This window comes from Enemella evansiae (assembly GCF_004362375.1).
Classification (GTDB): domain Bacteria; phylum Actinomycetota; class Actinomycetes; order Propionibacteriales; family Propionibacteriaceae; genus Enemella; species Enemella evansiae.
Genome location: NZ_SNXA01000003.1, coordinates 1 through 16426 on the forward strand (window position 1 = coordinate 1; position 16426 = coordinate 16426).

A 16426-nucleotide genomic window follows, 5' to 3' on the forward strand; every position below is an offset into this window, starting at 1 on the left:
GCCAGTGTCGAGATCGGTCAAACGAACAACCCAGACCCCAAAGACATCATCCCCAAGGCCACCGGACCCCCACCACCATCCTCACTGTGTCGAGATGAGCAACCACCCCCCGCACCTCTCGACACGGTCGCTGCGCGACCTACTCGAGGAACGTGAGAGACGCGGTCGCTGCGCGACCTACTCGAGGAACGTGAGACACACGCTCGTACATGCCACTCCCCCTTCGCTCGTCACCCGCCGGTCGCGGAGTGCGGTGCTACCGGTTTGGATTCCGCCGAACCGCGATGCCGCAGGTAGACCGACGCGCCGACGATGACCGCGACCGCGAGGAACTCCGACTGCCAGTTCTGGAAGGACTCGAACCAGAACTGCGCGGTCCCCAGATAGGCCCACCAGCTCAGCTCGGGCAGGCCATGCTCCGACAGCACCTCGTTGTAGGCCGCCGACCCGCCGAGGGCGTGCGCCAACATCGACCCGAAGAACAGCACCCCGAACAGGATCGCCAACGACCGCTCGTACACCCACAGCCACCAGCCACCGCGACGCACCGGCCAGGGCGCATCCGGATCATCCCGGTGCCCGGCCGGGTCCTCGTCCTGCTCGGCGGCCTGATCACTCGGTTTCGACTCCGACGAACCACGCATGAACAGGTGCGCGGTGAGCACCACATAGGCACCCATCTGCAGGAACTCGCTCTCCCAGTTCTCGAAGGTGGCCTCGACGAAATCACTGCTCATCAGATAGGCCAGCAACCCGGTGGCCGGTTGGCCGTGTCTGACCTGATCGGCGTCGTACGCGGCCGCACCGCTCAGAATCATGCCGCCGAAGAAGATCGCGAACAGGATCAGATTGGCCAGTAGCAGGCCGTGGTCACGGAACCACGGCCGTCGTGTTCGCTCCATGCCGTCATTGGCTGGGCTCATCTCGGCTCCTCACTGACGTTCCTCCCGTGGTACCCCATCCACCCCCACTCAGTCGATCCCTTCTCCGAGCGCACGATTCGGCTCCGGCTTGGCAGATGCGATAGGTTGGACCCATAACTCGTCGTGCTCTCGCCGCGAGTTGTCCGCATGTCGCAGCACTGCCTCCCGGTTTCTCGGGTCGCATCGGCTCCATGTGAGGTCCGCCCCGAGCCCGGGTGCCAGACCGTCGGCGAGACGATTCCTACAGAATGCGATTGATCTCCCTTGACCAGCTTTGCTGACCTGGGCGTGCCCGCACGCCTGACCGACGTTCTCACCGGCTTCGGCATCGAGAACCCGACCCCCATCCAGACCGCCACCCTGCCGGACTCCCTCGCCGGCCGCGATGTGCTCGGCCGTGGCCGCACCGGCTCCGGCAAGACCTACGCCTTCCTGCTGCCGCTGGTGGCCCGCCTGAGCGGCGGCCGGCCGGCCCGCCCGCGGGCACCGCGCGCGCTGATCCTGGCCCCGACCCGCGAACTGGTCGGCCAGATCGAGGAATCGCTGGCACCGCTGGCGAAGGCCGCCGGCCTCACCACCCGCACCGTCTTCGGCGGCGTCGGCCAGAACCCGCAGGTGACCGCGCTCCGCAACGGCGTCGACATCGTGCTCGCCTGCCCCGGCCGGCTCGAAGACCTCATCAAACAGGGCCACTGCAGCCTCGACCAGGTCGAAGTCACCGTCCTCGACGAGGCCGATCACATGGCCGATCTCGGCTTCCTGCCGCCGGTCCGCCGACTGCTGCAGCGCACCCCGTCCAGCGGTCAGCGGCTGCTGTTCTCCGCGACCCTGGACAAGGCGATCGACGGCCTCGCCAAGCAGTTCCTGCACGACCCCGTCACCCACGAGGCCGACTCGGCGACCGCACCGCCGGCGGCAATGACCCACCACGTGCTGCACATCGACTCCGAGCAGCGACTCCCGGTGCTGGTCGATCTGGCCAGTGCGCCCGGGCGGACGGTCATCTTCACCCGGACCAAGTACCGCGCCAAGGCGCTCGCCCGCCAGCTGAACAATGGCGGTGTTCCGGCCGTCGAGTTGCACGGAAACCTCGGTCAGAACGCCCGGACCCGCAATCTCGCCGCCTTTCACGAGGGCCGGGCCACCGCATTGGTCGCGACCGACATCGCGGCCCGCGGCATTCACGTCGACGACGTCGCGCTGGTGATCCATGCCGACCCGCCGGTCGAGCACAAGGCCTACCTGCACCGTTCGGGGCGTACCGCGCGCGCCGGCAGCGCCGGCACCGTGGTGACCCTGATGACCAGCGACCAGCAGCGCGACGTCCGCGCCCTGGTCCGGGCCGCCGGGATCAAGCCGACCACGACCCGGGTGGACAGCATCGAGCACCCGGCGCTGACCGAACTGGCGCCCGGTGAGCGCACCCTCCCCGGCCCGCTCGAGGTCGCCCAGCCCCAGCCGCAGCAGAAGCAGCAGAAACAGCAGAAGCAGAAGCAGCAGCCGGCCGATCAGGCGAAGGCCGGATCCACCCCGGGCCGTTCCCGCAACCGTCGCCGCCGCCGGCGCTGACCGGAAACCCTGCCGCACAACGAAGAACGGCGTCCGACCCGAAGGTCGGACGCCGTTTCCGTGTTCGTCAGGCGGTACGCCGCGGCTCAGTGCGAGTAGTCACCGCGGTAGTACTCGTAGACCCAGCCGGCCACCGCCAGGGCGCCGAAGCCGACACCGAGAGCGGTCAGCCACCACCCGAACACCGGGCCGAGAAAGACCAGGCCGGCCGTGACCGCCGCGATGAACGGCCACAGGCTGCGCGGCGGGAAGAAACCGATGTCACCGGCACCCTCCACCACATCGCCATCGGAGCGGTCCTCCGGCCGCGGGTCCATCTTGCGGGCGGTGACCCAGAGGAAGACGCCGATCTGCAGCACCATCAGCGAGGTGAGCGCCAGCGCCGCCAGCCCGACCCACTCCAGCTGGCCGCCGTCGACCCGGCCGAAGAAGTAGTACGCGACCGTGCAGACGACGAAGAACAGGCCCAGCGGGATGAAGATCTTGTACTCGGTCCTCACTGGGTGCTCCTCTTCTCCTTCTCATCGGGATCGATACTGGCTTCCGAACCGCCGCCGGCCGCGATGCGCTGCCGCAGCAGCCCCGCCCGACCGCGATCGTCGGGCCCGTCCGCCAGATTGTCGGTGCCGTTGTCGGCGTACTCCATCTCGGCGATCTCCGGGTGGTGCAGATCGAAGGCCGGCGACTCGGAGCGGATCCGCGGCAGCGAGTTGAAGTTCTTCTTCGGCGGCGGGCAGGAGGTCGCCCACTCCAGCGAACGGCCCCAGCCCCACGGGTCGTCGACGGTGACCTTCGGCGACTTGCGGGTGATCCAGACGTTCCAGAAGAACGGCAGGAAGGAGATGCCGAGCATGAACGCGCCGACCGTGGAGATCTGGTTCAGCAGCGTGAAGCCCTCGTTGGGCAGGTAGTCGGCGTACCGCCGCGGCATGCCCTCGATGCCGAGCCAGTGCTGCACCAGGAAGGTGGTGTGGAAGCCGACGAACAGCATCCAGAAGTGCACCTTGCCGAGCGTCTCGTTCAGCATCTTGCCGGTCATCTTCGGCCACCAGAAGTAGAAGCCGCCGAACATCGCGAACACCACCGTGCCGAACAGCACGTAGTGGAAGTGCGCGACCACGAAGTAGGTGTCGGAGACCTGGAAGTCCATCGGCGGGGAGGCCAGGATGATGCCGGTCAGACCGCCGAACAGGAACGTGGTGAGGAAGCCCGCCGACCAGAGCATCGGCGTGTCGAAACTGACCGATCCTCGCCACATCGTGCCGATCCAGTTGAAGAATTTCACACCGGTCGGAATCCCGATCAGCATCGTCATGAAGGAGAAGAACGGCAGCGAGACCGCACCGGTGACGAACATGTGGTGCGCCCAGACCGCCATCGACAGTGCGGCGATGACCAGGGTCGCACCAACCAGACCGACATAGCCGAAGACCGGCTTGCGGCTGAACACCGGCAGGATCTCGGTGATGACGCCGAAGAACGGCAGCGCCAGCACATAGACCTCGGGGTGACCGAAGAACCAGAACAGGTGCTGCCACAGGATCGGTCCGCCGTTGGCCGCGTCGAAGACGTGGGTACCGAGTCGGCGATCCGACTCCAGCACCAGCAGGCCGGCGGCCAGCACCGGGAACACCATCAGCACCAGCATCGAGGTGACCAGGGTGTTCCAGGTGAAGATCGGCATCCGGAACATCGTCATGCCGGGGGCGCGCAGCAGGATGATGGTGGTGACGAAGTTCACCGCGCCGAGGATCGAGGACAGGCCGACCAGATAGAGGCCCATCAGCCACAGATCACCGCCGACGCCCGGGTTGTTGACCCGATTGGACAGCGGGGTGTAGGCGGTCCAGCCGAAGGAGGCCGGGCCCTCGGGGGTGAGGAAGCTGGACATCACGATCAACGAACCGACCACATACACCCAGAAGGAGAATGCGTTCAGCCGCGGGAAGGCCACATCGGGGGCACCGATCTGCAGCGGCATGAGAACGTTCGCGAATCCCGAGAACATCGGTGTCGCAAACATCAGCAGCATCACCGTGCCGTGCATGGTGAACAGCTGGTTGAAGGTCTCCAGCTGCATGAACTGCATGCCCGGGAAGGCGAGCTCGGCACGGATACCGAGCGCCATCAGCCCCGCGAGCAGGAAGAAGATGAACGCGGTGACCATGTACATCTTGCCGAGCAGCTTGTGGTCGGTCGTGGACAGCATGTCCATGATCGCGGCGCCGAGGCCGCGATCCGCAGGAGCAGCAGCGCTGGTCGCGTCCGAGATCCGTTCCGCGGTGGTCATCACTCACCTTCCTTCTTGGCCTGCGCCAATTCGTTGGCTCCCTGGGATCCCAGGTTCTCCCCGGTCTGCCCCCGGTCCCGCAACTCAGCCATCTTCTTGTCGTATTCGGCGCGCGGCACCACGTGCACGTTGAACAGCATCGCGGAGTGGTAGGTGCCACACAGTTCGGCACACTTCCCGGAGAACACACCCTCCTTGTTGGGGGTCGCCTGGAAGCTGTTGTTCCGGCCCGGGATGACGTCCATCTTCATGTAGAACGACGGCACCCAGAACGAATGGATCACATCGGGGCTGCGCAACTGGAAGGTGGTGGTCTCGTTGACCGGCAGATACAGATCGGGAGTGCGCTCGATGGTTCCGGCTTCCCAGACCTGGGCGTCCGAATAGTTGAACGTCCACGACCACTTCTGTCCGACGACCGTGACGGTGTTGGACGAAGGGGTCGGCTGCTCCTTGGCGAGGAGCTTGTCCTGGGTCTGCAGCGTGTAGAAGAACAGCACCCCGATGATCAGAAACGGAACCACCGTGTACATGATCTCCATCGGCAGGTTGTAGCGCGTCTGCCGCGGCACCTCACGGCTGTTCCGGCGCCGATACCGCGCGAAGGCCCAGAACATCAGTCCCCAGACGATGGCGCCGACGACCAGGCACGCAATCCACGCGCCGACCCACAGGTTGCTGATCAGCGGTCCCTGCTCGGTGTTCCCCGGCGGCAGGCCGAACAGACGTCCCTGCCCGGGACCAGCGGCAGCACAACCGCTCAGGCCGGGGACGACCAGGCCGAGCAAACCAGCTCCGGCCAGCCGTACGCGGCGCCGAGGAAGCGACCTCAACAGACTCACGTCACGCCCTTTCCCTGGGGTTGTCACACCCCCTCGCTCCCGGCCCTTCCAGGACTGGGCCGGTCGTGTGCCACAGTATCGCAGATCGACCACCGCTCAGACCGGCGCGGGGGCCGCTCCCGGACTCCGTGATTCAGCCGTGACCGGGTGTCGAATCGCCCCGCTGCGGACGCCACCGGCCGATCAGCGCGCCGTCCTCGGCGAGCAGCAGCACCGGCGACCAGCTCGCCTCCCCCACCGGGCCTGAGATCAGGCGTACGCCCGCCCCGGCCAGCCGGGGCACCTGGGTCAGGCAGAGCTCGTCGATCAACCCCGCCGCGAGCCAGCCGGTGAGCAGGCCCGGACCGCCCTCGTGCTGGATCCGTTGGTGACCAGCATCACGCAATCTGCGGTGCAGCATCCGCGGGTCGACCCCGCTCCGGCCGGGGCAGCGCCAGATCCGCTCGGCACCCAGCAACTCCTCGGCGGCCGCGGTGTCCGCCTCGTCACCGACCGCGAGCACCAACCGCGGTTCGGCGACCTCGGCGGCCTCGGTCCGCAACCGAACCGGGAGCTCACCCCGGCGGCTCACCACGACCAGCAGCTGACCGTCCTCGGGCAGGCCGTAGTCCTCGGTGCGGGCCGTGCCGGCACCGACGACGATCGCATCGGCCAGCCGCCGGTTGAGTTCGAACACCGCCCGGTCGGCCGGGGTGCCCAGCGAACCGCTGCGGCCGTCGGAACCGGTCACCACCCCGTCCATCGTGGTCAGCATCAGGGCACGGACACCCTCCTGCCAGGCGTACGCCTCGGCCAGCCCGGACTCATCCAGGTCGGCCGGCAGCCCGGCCGGTCCCATCAGGGTGCGCAGGTCAATCGCCATCTCTCACTCCGTCATCCGCCAGGCGGCCACGTGATAACCCACCTCGTAGGGGCAGTCGAACCAGGCGTACGCCGACCGCGGCCTCCGCCCGGTGAGCGCTGCCGCGGCCGCCTGCCAGGGCAGCCGGCCGGAGATCAGCAACTCGGCACCCTCGCTCGCCGTCAGCGCGGCCAGCGGCGCCGGGTCGGCGGCGGCCAGGGCGGCGGCGATCCGCTCGTCGGCGGCCCGGGTCTCGAGATCGGCCCGCTCGGGGGCGCCGACGCTGGCCCGGGCGGTACCGTCCCCGGCCACCAGCAAGGTCACCGGCCCGTCGACCGCGGCCGCGGCCGCGCGCACCCGGTCCGCGGCCTCGGCCACCGCCGCGGCGTCGGCATCGACCGCTACCCGGATCACCGCATCCGGCTCACCGACCCCGGCCTGCTGCAGCAGGGCACGGGCGACCCGCTCCCCCAGCGGCGCGCAGCGTTCGGCACCGGTGAGCAGCAGCACCGGCCCGGACTCGGGCCGGACGGCGGCGAGCGCCTCGAACGCGGCCCGGCGTACCGCGGCACCCAGGTCGGCCGCCGAGGCGTACTCGGGCAGCAGCAGCGGCGGCTGTGGCCAGAAGACCACCCCGCTGATCACGCGTCACCCTCGGGCCGCGCCCTCATGCCAGGCCCCGGATCGCGCGCGCCGGCGGTCGCTGGCCGGTGATCACCGAGACCATGTCGAGCACCTGCCGGGTCTCGGCGACATCGTGCACCCGGTAGACGCTCGCGCCCAGCCAGGCCGAGACCGCGGTGCTGGCCAGGGTGCCGATCAGCCGCTGGTCGACGGGACGGTCCAGCGCCTCGCCGATGAAATCCTTGTGGGACAGCGAAACCAGCACCGGCCAACCGGTCGCGACCAGCTCGTCGAGCCGGCGGGTCAGCTCCAGGGAGTGGAAGGAGTTCTTGCCGAAGTCGTGCGCGGGGTCGATCAGCAGCCGCCGCCGGTCCACCCCGATGGCGACCGCACGCTCGGCCTGGCCCACGGTGTCGGCGATCGCCGCGGCGACCACGTCCTCGTATTCGACGCGATGCGGCCGGGTACGCGGGATGGCGCCGCCGGTGTGGGCGCAGACCATCGCGACATCGAACTCGGCGGCCACCTCGGCCAGCCGCGGATCGGCACCGCCCCAGGCATCGTTGAGCAGATCGGCGCCGGCGGCGCAGACCGCGCGGCCCACCTCGGCGCGCCAGGTGTCGACACTGATCACCAGATCCGGGTACGCCGCCCGCACCCGGGCGGTGAAGTCGACCACCCGGCGCTGCTCCTCGGCGATCTCCACGTCGTCACCGGGGCCGGCCTTCACCCCGCCGATGTCGATGATGTCGGCGCCCTGGTCGACCACCTCGGCGACCCGGTCGAAGGCCCGGGCGTCGGCCCAGGTGGCGCCCTTGTCATAGAAGGAGTCGGGGGTGCGGTTGACGATCGCCATCACCAGGCGCGCGTGCGGGCCGTATTCGTGCCGGCCGAGCCGGAGGCTCACTCGCCGCTCCCGAAACGCGGTTCCCGCTTGCCCAGGAACGCGTCGACACCCTCGCGGACATCCGGCGTGCCGCCGGCCGCGGTCATCGCCCGGGCCTCGGCCGCCAGCCGGGACTCCACGTCATCGGCCGCGGCGCTGCGTACCAGCCGTTTCGCGGCGGCCTGGGCGCTCGCCGATCCGGCAGCCAGCGCGGCGACCAGGTCGGCGACCCGCTCGTCGAGTTCGTCGGCCGGGAAGACCCGCGCCACCAGACCGGCCTGCTGGGCCTCGGTGGCGGTCAACCGGTCGTTGAGCAGCACCAGCGCCAGGGTGCGGTGCAGGCCGAGGCTGCGGGTCAACAACCCGGTGCCTCCATCCCCGGGCAGCCCGATCCGGGTGTAGCCGAGGGTGAACCGGGCGGTGTCGGCCGCGATCACCAGGTCACCGGCGGCGGCCAGCGGGAAGCCGATGCCGGCGGCCGTCCCCTGGACGACCGTCACCACGATCGCGGGGCTGCGCTGCAGGTCGGCGATCACCCGGTGCATCGCGGTCGCCAGATCGTCCAGGTGGGCGGGCAGATCCGGTGCGTCGGCGAAGCTGCCCAGATCACCACCGACGCTGAAGAATCGACCGCTGGCCCGCAGCACGATCACCCGGGCACGGTCGCGGTCGGCCCGGCGGACGGCGGCGGCCAGTTCGGCGGTGGAGTCGGCGGTGACGAGATTGCCGCGGTCCGGGTCGGCCAGGGTCAGCCAGGCCGCGCCGTCGGCGTACTCGTAGTCGACCAGAGCCATCAGATTCCTCCCATCAGCGGGCCATCGCGGCCAGCGCCTCGACGGTCGCGACCCGGCCGGCGTGGTCACCGGCGATCGGCTGCACGTTGAGTGTGGTCACCCCGGCGTCGGCGAACGCCCGGACCCGCTTCGCGACATGATCGGCGTCGCCGACCAGGGCCACCTGGTGCAGCAGGTCCTCCGGCACCGCCGCGGCCGCGCCCAGCTTGTCACCGGCGAGGTAGCGGTCCTGGATCTCGGCGGCGGCGTCGGCATAGCCGTAGCGCACCGCGAGCGCGTTGTAGAAGTTCTTGCCCTTCGCACCCATCCCGCCGACGTAGAGCGCCACGTGGTCGCGCACCCCGGCGAGCACCTTGGCCCGCAACCGTTCGTCGTCGGTGATGCAGCAGGTGGTGTCGACCAGGATCTGCAGCTCGCCCAGCTCGGGCGCCCGCTTCGCGCGGCCGGCGGCCAGCGAGTCACCGAAGGCGGCCTCGGCATGCTCGGGGGCGAAGAAGACCGGCTGCCAGCCCTCGAACAGTTCGGCGGCCAGGGCGACATTCTTCGGCCCGATGGCCGCCAGCACCATCGGGATCCGTTCGCGCAGCGGATGGTTGATCAGCTTCAGCGGCTTGCCCAGCCCGGAACCACCGTGTTCCGCATCCAGCGGCAACGTGTAGTACTTGCCGGCGTACTGCAGCGGTTCCCGCCGCCAGACCATCCGGCAGATCTCGGCGACCTCCCGGGTACGCCCCAGCGGGGCGTCGTAGCGCAGGCCGTGGAAGCCCTCGACCACCTGCGGGCCGGAGGCGCCGATACCGAGCACGAACCGGCCGTCGGAGACGTGGTCGAGACCGGCCGCGGTCATCCCCAGCAGCGCCGGCGTACGCGAATAGACATTCAGGATTCCCGAGGCCAGGCGTACCCGTTCGGTGCGGGCGGCCAGATATCCGAGCGCGCTCACCGCATCGAAGCTGTACGCCTCCGGCATCATCACGATGCCCAGGCCCGCGGCCTCGAAATCCAACAATTCGTCGGCCGCCTCGCGGAAGCCACCGCTGTAATTCAGCGGCATCCCGATCTCCATGACCCTCCTCGATCCTGGGGGCTGTGAGGCTATCAGCCGCCGCTCGCCCGCTCCCCCGTCGATCGGGCTGCCCCTTTCATATGGGGCTTTCCAAAGGTCAGACCTGATGCCAGCATTGAACCGCTCGTGTGACCGAAGTCACGCGATTTCGGGGGTGCGCACCGTGCATTTCAGAGAAGGGAGTGGCCATGAACAACTTCGATTGGTCCGGTATCGCCGTCAAGGCCGGTGCCGCGATCGTGATCCTGATCATCACCTGGATCCTGGCCCGGGTGGTCAAGAGTCTGCTGAGCAAGCTGCTCGGCCGAGTGAAGGTGCTGCAGCGTTCCGGCGGCGGGAACCATTCCCTCGCCGAGTCGCTGGGCAATGTCGGATCGCTGATCGTCTGGCTGCTGGGACTGACCGCGATCCTCAACCTGTTCGAGCTGACCCAGGTGCTCGGCCCGATCCAGTCGCTGCTGGCCGGGGTGCTCGGCGCCCTGCCGCGCGTGCTGGGGGCTGCCGTCATCTTCATCGTCGGCGTGATGCTGGCCCGGGTGGTCCGGGAACTGGTGACCGCCGCACTGCGCGGCACCCGGGTGGATGAGCGGCTGCAGAGCCTGAGCCGCCGCGCGACGCAGGGCTCCGCCCAGCGGGGTCAGTACGCCCAGGGTGATCCCCAGTACGCCCAGCAGGATCCGGCGACCGTCGATCCCGAGACCGGCGCCACCCGGCGGATGCCGAGCGGCCCGGCGGCCGGCGGCCCCGCGGGCGGTCCCGGTGGCGGCCCGGCCGGTGGCATGCAGATCTCGAACCTGGTCGGCCAGATCCTCTACGCGCTGATCATCGTGGTGATGTCGATCGCGGCCCTGCAGGTGCTGGCCATCCAGGCCATCTCCGAGCCGGCCACCCAGATGCTGTCGACGATCCTGGACGCCATCCCGCTGATCCTGGGCGCCGGCATCCTGCTGGCCATCGGGGTGATCATCGCCCGCTTCATCGGCGGTCTGCTGGACTCGATGATGCGCGGTTTCGGGCTGGAGCGGACCATCGGCCAGCTCGGCATCGACGGCGCGAACGCGGTCACCGTGATCACCCGGATCGTGCAGGTCGCGATCGTGCTGTTCTTCGGCATCGCGGCCACCCGGATGCTGAACTTCCCGCAGATCACCGAGATGCTGAACGCCATCCTGGCGCTCGGCGGCCGGGTGCTCTTCGGCGGCGTGGTGATCGCGGCCGGCATCTTCCTCGCCGGGCTGCTCGCCCGCACCATCGGTGGCGGCCCGGTCGCCCAGATCGTGCGGTGGGCGACGATCGTGCTGTTCGCCGCGATGGGTCTGAAATACATGGGGCTGGCGGACTCGATCGTCAACCTCGCCTTCGGCGCACTGGTCGTCGGCGGTGCCGCCGCGGCCGCGCTGGCCTACGGGCTGGGTGGCCGGGACGCCGCCGCGCGGCAGCTGAACAAGCTGGAGCGCAAGGTGGACGACGCGGTGCAGGAGGAACGCCGCCAACCCTGACATCAACCGGCACGTCACCACTACGGTGAGGGCATGAGCGATCGTGATGCCGTCATCGTCGAGGCCGTACGCACCCCGGTCGGGCGCCGCAAGGGCAGCCTGGCCGGGGTGCATCCGGTCAATCTGTCCGCGCTGGTGCTCCAGGAGCTGGCGCGCCGCGCGGACCTCGACCCGGGTCTGGTCGATGACGTGATCTGGGGGTGCGTCTCCCAGGTCGGCGAGCAGACCGCGAACATCGGCCGCAATGTGGTGCTGACCGCCGGCTGGCCGGAGTCGGTGCCGGGGACCACGATCGATCGGCAGTGCGGGTCCTCGCAGCAGTCGGTGCACTTCGCCGCCGCCGGACTGATCTCCGGGGCGTACGACGTGGTGGTCGCCGGCGGTGTCGAGTCGATGACCCGGATCCCGATGTTCTCCACCATGAAGGACAAGGAACTCGGCAATCCGAACCCACCGGAGCTGCTGGAGCGCTACGACGTCAAGGGGTTCAACCAGGGCATCGGTGCCGAGATGATGGCGCAGCGCTGGCAGCTCTCCCGGCAGGCGCAGGACGAGTTCGCGGCGGCCTCGCACGCCAAGCTGGCCGACGCGATCGACGCGGGGCGGTTGGCCGGGCAGTACGTCGAGGTCCCGCTGCCGGACGGTGGATCGCTGAGCGTCGACGAGGGGTTGCGCCGGGGCACCTCGGTGGAGTCGCTGGCCGAGCTGAAGACCGTGTTCACCCCCGAGGAGGAGGGTGGCACGGTGCATGCCGGCAACGCCTCGCAGATCTCCGACGGGTCGGCCGCGCTGCTGATGATGACCTCGGCGAAGGCGAAGGAGCTGGGGTGTACGCCGATCGCGCGGTTCCACACCGGGGTGCTCGCCGGCGACGACCCGGTGATGATGCTCTCCGCCCCGATCCCGGCGACCGCGAAGCTGTTGCAGCGTTCGGGGGTCGGCCTCGATGAGATCGGGATCTATGAGGTGAACGAGGCGTTCGCCCCGGTACCGATGGCCTGGCTGGCCGAGACCGGCGCCGATCCGGCCCGGTTGAACCCGAACGGCGGTGCGATCGCGATCGGGCATCCGCTGGGTGCCTCCGGGGCGCGGATCATGACCCAGCTGGTGCACCAGATGCGCGACACCGGCACCCGATACGGCCTGCAGACCATGTGCGAGGGCGGCGGGATGGCGAACGCCACCCTGCTCGAGCTGCTCTGAGGCGTACCCGCTCGGGATACGTCAGCGCGGCGCCATCCGGACCGCACCGTCGAGGCGGATCACCTCGCCGTTCAGCATCGGGTTCTCCATGATCTGGGTCGCCAGCAGGGCGTACTCGCTGGGGTCGCCGAGCCGGGCCGGATGCGGGGTCTGCTGACCCAGGGATTCGATCGCCTTCTCATCGAGGCCGGCGAACAGCGGGGTCCAGAACAGCCCCGGCGCGATCGTCACCACCCGGATCCGGAACTGCGCCAGGTCGCGGGCGATCGGCAGGGTCATGCCGACGATGCCGCCCTTGGAGGCCGAGTACGCCGCCTGGCCGATCTGGCCGTCGTAGGCGGCGACGGAGGCGGTGTTGATGATCACCGCGCGGTCCTCGGCATCGGTCTCGGTGTGCTCGATGATCGCCTTGGCGGCCAGCCGGATCACGTTGAAGGTGCCGACCAGGTTGATGTTGATGACCCGCTGGAACAGATCGAGCGCGTGCGGCTCCTGCTTCTTCGCCGAATAGACGCGGCCCGGCGTACCGATGCCGGCGCAGTTCTGCACGATCGCGAAGTCGCCGAGTTCGACGGCGGTGTCGACGGCGCGCTGCACATCGGCCTCGCTGGTGACATCGCCGGGGCTGAAGGTGACGGCGTCGCCGAGTTCGGCGAGGTTGCCGCGGGCGGTGTCGGAGTCGAGGTCGAGGACGACGACGCGGGCACCCGCCTCGGTGAGTCGCTTCGTCGTCGCCAGCCCGAGGCCGGAAGCCCCTCCGGTGACCAGCGCGGTCCTGCCCGATACCTGCATGAAAATCCCTCCCGGGTCGACGACTGGTCAGTAACCTAACTCATCGTCCCGGGAGGGATCTCGGGCGCCTCGGTCCGGCGCCGGTGTGGCTCAGTGGAAGCTGTCACCGCAGGCGCAGGAGCCGCCCGCGTTGGGGTTGTCGATGGTGAAGCCCTGCTTCTCGATGGTGTCGACGAAGTCGATGGTCGCACCGCCGAGATAGGGGGCGCTCATCCGGTCGGTGACCACGTTGACGCCGTGGTACTCACGGAGCACGTCGCCGTCCAGAGCGCGGTCATCGAAGTAGAGCTCATAGCGCAGGCCGGAGCAGCCACCGGGCTGCACCGCGATACGCAGCGACAGGTCTTCACGGCCCTCGCGTTCCAGCAGGTCACGCACCTTGCCGGCAGCTCCGTCGGTGAGGATGACGCCGGTCTCGGTGCTGATCGCCTCGGTCATATTGGCCTCCAAATCCAGGTCCAGGGTTGGGCTCGCGTCGTTCGGGAAGATTCTACCTCGCGCCTCGGACAGCCCTTGCATCTTCCATGGGCAGCGCCCGGTTCGGTGCGTTATTCCGGGTTGGGCCGAACTGGCCGGGAAAAATGTCACGGGCCGCCGACGACGAGGTACGCCTGGGTGAGGCGGTGCGGGCCGGCGCCGAGCAGTGTCGAGCCGCCACCGAGGAACTGGTCCGCCACAACCGGGCGCTGGTGCTGCGGGTCGCCGTCACCGCTGACGCCGCACTGCCGCTCGAGGATCGGGTCCAGGCGGGCAATCTGGGGTTGCTGCAGGCGGTGGAGAAGTACGACCCGGCGGTCGGCACCAAGTTCTCCACCTACGCGGTCTGGTGGATCCGGCACGCGATCGACCGGGCCGTCGCCAACGAGGGGCGGATGATTCGGCTTCCGGTGCACATGCACGATCGGGTGGCGGCGCTGGCGAAGGCGCGACGCCGGCTGGCGGTCGACGAGCATCCGGTGGATGACCGCGGGTTGTGCGCTGCGCTGGGCTGGTCGGCCTCCGAGTTGGCGACGGTACGCGCCGCGGCCCAGGTGCGTCACCTGTCCTGGGAGTCGGAGCTGAGTTGCGTCGCGCAGTGAGGACTCCCCCACGTTCATCGAGTAGGTCGCGCAGCGACCGTGTCGAGATGAACCCCGCACCCCTCACGTTCATCGAGTAGGTCGCGCAGCGACCGTGTCGAGATGAACCCGAAAAGATCTCCCCAAACCTCTTGAGTTATTCGAACACCATGACTAATGTTGGATGTAGCAGTCGAGAGGAGGTGACCAAAGATGACCACCAACGAACGAGCCGAAGTCTTCGCAGCGATCCGCGCCGAAAGCGACACCATCGCCCAGGCCGAAGCACACCGGCTGGTCGCGATCGCCGCCGCCTGCGACACCTACTCCGGACTCAACACCCACACCGACGAACTCACCGCCCGCGTCCTCCACGGTGAACAACTCGTCTTCCCCGGCGCCGACGGCACGCCCGGCATCACCGAGTTCTTCCACCTCGAACTCGCGATGTCGCTGGGCTGCTCGCCCGAGACCGCGCAGGTCTGGACCGCCGACGTATTGAATCTTCGCCATCGGCACCCGATCCTGTGGCAGGCCACCCTCGACTGCGACATCCCCGTCTGGGTCGCCCGCGACATCTCCCGCGCCGCCCTGCAGCTGAACTTCACCCAGGCCCGCGAGTTCGATTCCCTCTGGTCACTCCGCCTGGTGCCCCTGACCCCGAAGCGAGCGGTCGCGACCACCGAGGCTCAGGTCGCGTTGATGCTCAACGACGACAAGGAAGCCGAACGCCAGGCCGCGAGGAAGCAGCGCCGGGTGGAGTTCACCCCCAACCGGAACACCCCGGGGATCACCGACCTCTATGCGAACCTGGATGCCGGGGACGCCGCTCAGCTGAACGGGACCCTGGATCGGTTGGCCGACGTCCTCAAAGCCGGCGGTGCCGACGGGTCCAGGGACGAGCTCCGCGCGGAAGCCCTCGGCCATCTGGCACATCCCGACCGTGCCCGGCAACTGCTGCAGCCCTCATTGTTCGACGGCGCCACCGTCACCCCTGGCGGTGAGGTGGTCAACAAGCACGGCGAGATCGTCACCCCCACCAGTGAGCGGTGCCGTCACGGTGCGGAGTTGATCCTGCACGTCCACCAGAAGGACCTCGCTAACCGTCGCGGTGGTGAAGGCGACGCCCTCGGACCCGTGACCCTGCAGCACTTGAAGGAGCTGCTCGCCCAGTGCGCTGGCACCGTGAAGGTGCGGCCGGTGATCGACTTGGCCGCGCCGGTGATGGTGAACACCTACCGGCCCTCCGACGAGTTGGCGCAACGGGTCAAACTGCGCGACCGATATGTGATGTTCCCCCGCTCCAACCGCAGTGCGTTCGGCCGCGGGATCGACCTCGATCACACCATTCCCGCCCCGGAGGGGCCGACCAGCTCGGGCAACCTGGGGCCGTTGAACCGGGCCTCGCACCGCGCCAGAACTCACGCCGGATTCCGGGTCGAGCAACCCTCCCCGGGGGTGTTCCACTGGAAAACACCGGCCGGGCAGGAAGCCTGGGTCACCAGCTACGGCACCTGGAATCATCCACCACCCGACCACCTGATCAACGACCCCGCGGCTTCACTCTCCCGAACCGAAAAGCTGCTTCGCGACACTCTGTGCAACGGGCGAACCCAGCTGGAGAAGGAACAGGCCGAAGCCGAACAGGCCGCCGATGAAGCTCGTGAACGCGAGCGACTCCGCCGCGCCCGCAAGAACCAGCGCCTTCGGGACCTACGTCAGACTGCCCGCGACCAGGCCGACGCGGCGAAACAGAAGAGGGCGAAGCAGGAGACGAAGAAGCCGGCTCCGCCGGAATCCCAACCTGCCCTGATTCCCAACCCAGGCTAGTTTTCCGAGCGACTCCGCACGCTCATCGAGTAGCTCGGCATGCGCAGCGAAGCGGAGCAATGCCGAGCGTGCCGAGATGAGCAACCTACCTCGCGGTTCCTCTCGACACGGTCACTGCGCGACCTAGTCCGAGAATGGACTCAGCCACGCGCGGTGGAGCGTCCGGCGGCGTGACTCGTCGGTGGGAGTGGTTGTAGGGGTTGTGGTCA

Annotated in this window: 16 protein-coding genes; 5 read left to right on the forward strand and 11 right to left on the reverse strand. The window is 68.7% G+C overall.

Features of this window, described 5'->3' with window-relative positions; all coding sequences use genetic code 11:
- Window positions 1-230: 230 nt before the first annotated feature.
- Complete coding sequence (locus tag C8D81_RS00465) at window positions 231-923, reverse strand: DUF6766 family protein (RefSeq protein WP_094431642.1); 693 nt, start codon at window positions 921-923, stop codon at window positions 231-233.
- A gap of 264 nt (window positions 924-1187) precedes the next feature.
- On the opposite strand from C8D81_RS00465, the gene C8D81_RS00470 reads away from it, so the two are divergent.
- Complete coding sequence (locus C8D81_RS00470) at window positions 1188-2492, forward strand: DEAD/DEAH box helicase (protein WP_133625348.1); 1305 nt, start codon at window positions 1188-1190, stop codon at window positions 2490-2492.
- A gap of 86 nt (window positions 2493-2578) precedes the next feature.
- Here the strand turns inward: C8D81_RS00470 and C8D81_RS00475 are convergent, their stop codons facing one another.
- The 8 genes from C8D81_RS00475 to C8D81_RS00510 form a co-directional block, all read right to left on the reverse strand.
- A complete protein-coding gene (locus C8D81_RS00475; RefSeq protein WP_094356493.1) occupies window positions 2579-2992 on the reverse strand; it encodes a cytochrome c oxidase subunit 4 in 414 nt (137 codons plus the stop codon).
- Window positions 2989-4707: an aa3-type cytochrome oxidase subunit I gene (gene ctaD / locus C8D81_RS00480; protein WP_407644060.1), complete on the reverse strand. Its 1719-nt coding sequence runs from the start codon at window positions 4705-4707 to the stop codon at window positions 2989-2991. Before ctaD ends, C8D81_RS00475 begins: the two co-directional genes overlap by 4 nt.
- Before the next feature lie 74 nt (window positions 4708-4781).
- Entirely contained in the window at window positions 4782-5624 is an 843-nt protein-coding gene (ctaC, locus tag C8D81_RS00485; protein WP_229237893.1) for an aa3-type cytochrome oxidase subunit II, read from the reverse strand.
- Between the two features lie 133 nt (window positions 5625-5757).
- On the reverse strand, window positions 5758-6486 hold the full coding sequence (locus tag C8D81_RS00490; protein ID WP_094431638.1) for a dihydrofolate reductase family protein: 729 nt from the start codon (window positions 6484-6486) through the stop codon (window positions 5758-5760).
- 3 nt (window positions 6487-6489) lie between these two features.
- Window positions 6490-7110 (reverse strand): class III extradiol ring-cleavage dioxygenase family protein, encoded by a 621-nt coding sequence (locus tag C8D81_RS00495; protein WP_133625350.1) that lies wholly within the window; start codon window positions 7108-7110, stop codon window positions 6490-6492.
- 22 nt (window positions 7111-7132) lie between these two features.
- Window positions 7133-7996 carry a dihydropteroate synthase gene (folP, locus tag C8D81_RS00500; RefSeq protein WP_229119591.1) on the reverse strand — a complete coding sequence of 288 codons (864 nt, stop codon included), beginning with the start codon at window positions 7994-7996 and terminating at the stop codon, window positions 7133-7135.
- Entirely contained in the window at window positions 7993-8769 is a 777-nt protein-coding gene (locus C8D81_RS00505) for an enoyl-CoA hydratase/isomerase family protein (RefSeq protein ID WP_094431624.1), read from the reverse strand. The genes folP and C8D81_RS00505 overlap by 4 nt, the downstream gene beginning before the upstream one ends.
- Before the next feature lie 13 nt (window positions 8770-8782).
- Window positions 8783-9835 carry an LLM class F420-dependent oxidoreductase gene (locus tag C8D81_RS00510; protein WP_094431626.1) on the reverse strand — a complete coding sequence of 351 codons (1053 nt, stop codon included), beginning with the start codon at window positions 9833-9835 and terminating at the stop codon, window positions 8783-8785.
- 188 nt (window positions 9836-10023) lie between these two features.
- On the opposite strand from C8D81_RS00510, the gene C8D81_RS00515 reads away from it, so the two are divergent.
- The gene (locus C8D81_RS00515) at window positions 10024-11334 is read left to right on the forward strand and encodes a mechanosensitive ion channel (RefSeq protein WP_208109049.1); all 1311 of its coding nucleotides are present in this window, start codon (window positions 10024-10026) and stop codon (window positions 11332-11334) included.
- A gap of 33 nt (window positions 11335-11367) precedes the next feature.
- Complete coding sequence (locus C8D81_RS00520) at window positions 11368-12537, forward strand: thiolase family protein (RefSeq protein WP_094431630.1); 1170 nt, start codon at window positions 11368-11370, stop codon at window positions 12535-12537.
- 21 nt (window positions 12538-12558) lie between these two features.
- On the opposite strand, the gene C8D81_RS00525 is transcribed toward C8D81_RS00520, so the two are convergent.
- Together C8D81_RS00525 and C8D81_RS00530 are read right to left on the reverse strand one after the other, a co-directional pair.
- Entirely contained in the window at window positions 12559-13329 is a 771-nt protein-coding gene (locus C8D81_RS00525; protein WP_094431632.1) for a 3-hydroxyacyl-CoA dehydrogenase, read from the reverse strand.
- Window positions 13330-13419: 90 nt separating this feature from the next.
- Window positions 13420-13767: a HesB/IscA family protein gene (locus tag C8D81_RS00530; protein WP_094356483.1), complete on the reverse strand. Its 348-nt coding sequence runs from the start codon at window positions 13765-13767 to the stop codon at window positions 13420-13422.
- Window positions 13768-13910: 143 nt separating this feature from the next.
- On the opposite strand from C8D81_RS00530, the gene C8D81_RS00535 reads away from it, so the two are divergent.
- Both C8D81_RS00535 and C8D81_RS00540 read left to right on the forward strand, forming a co-directional pair.
- Window positions 13911-14408: a sigma-70 family RNA polymerase sigma factor gene (locus tag C8D81_RS00535; protein ID WP_166646619.1), complete on the forward strand. Its 498-nt coding sequence runs from the start codon at window positions 13911-13913 to the stop codon at window positions 14406-14408.
- Between the two features lie 192 nt (window positions 14409-14600).
- On the forward strand, window positions 14601-16217 hold the full coding sequence (locus tag C8D81_RS00540; RefSeq protein WP_133625351.1) for a 13E12 repeat family protein: 1617 nt from the start codon (window positions 14601-14603) through the stop codon (window positions 16215-16217).
- Window positions 16218-16426: the final 209 nt, after the last annotated feature.

Coding starts and splice junctions, on each gene's coding strand:
- C8D81_RS00465 (WP_094431642.1), bottom strand. CDS start 923: ATGAGCCCAGCCAATGACGGCATGGAGCGAACACGACGGCCGTGGTTC.
- ctaD (WP_407644060.1), bottom strand. CDS start 4,707: ATGGACATGCTGTCCACGACCGACCACAAGCTGCTCGGCAAGATGTAC.
- C8D81_RS00490 (WP_094431638.1), bottom strand. CDS start 6,486: ATGGCGATTGACCTGCGCACCCTGATGGGACCGGCCGGGCTGCCGGCC.
- C8D81_RS00505 (WP_094431624.1), bottom strand. CDS start 8,769: ATGGCTCTGGTCGACTACGAGTACGCCGACGGCGCGGCCTGGCTGACC.
- C8D81_RS00510 (WP_094431626.1), bottom strand. CDS start 9,835: ATGGAGATCGGGATGCCGCTGAATTACAGCGGTGGCTTCCGCGAGGCG.
- C8D81_RS00515 (WP_208109049.1), top strand. CDS start 10,024: ATGAACAACTTCGATTGGTCCGGTATCGCCGTCAAGGCCGGTGCCGCG.
- C8D81_RS00520 (WP_094431630.1), top strand. CDS start 11,368: ATGAGCGATCGTGATGCCGTCATCGTCGAGGCCGTACGCACCCCGGTC.
- C8D81_RS00525 (WP_094431632.1), bottom strand. CDS start 13,329: ATGCAGGTATCGGGCAGGACCGCGCTGGTCACCGGAGGGGCTTCCGGC.
- C8D81_RS00530 (WP_094356483.1), bottom strand. CDS start 13,767: ATGACCGAGGCGATCAGCACCGAGACCGGCGTCATCCTCACCGACGGA.
- C8D81_RS00535 (WP_166646619.1), top strand. CDS start 13,911: ATGTCACGGGCCGCCGACGACGAGGTACGCCTGGGTGAGGCGGTGCGG.
- C8D81_RS00540 (WP_133625351.1), top strand. CDS start 14,601: ATGACCACCAACGAACGAGCCGAAGTCTTCGCAGCGATCCGCGCCGAA.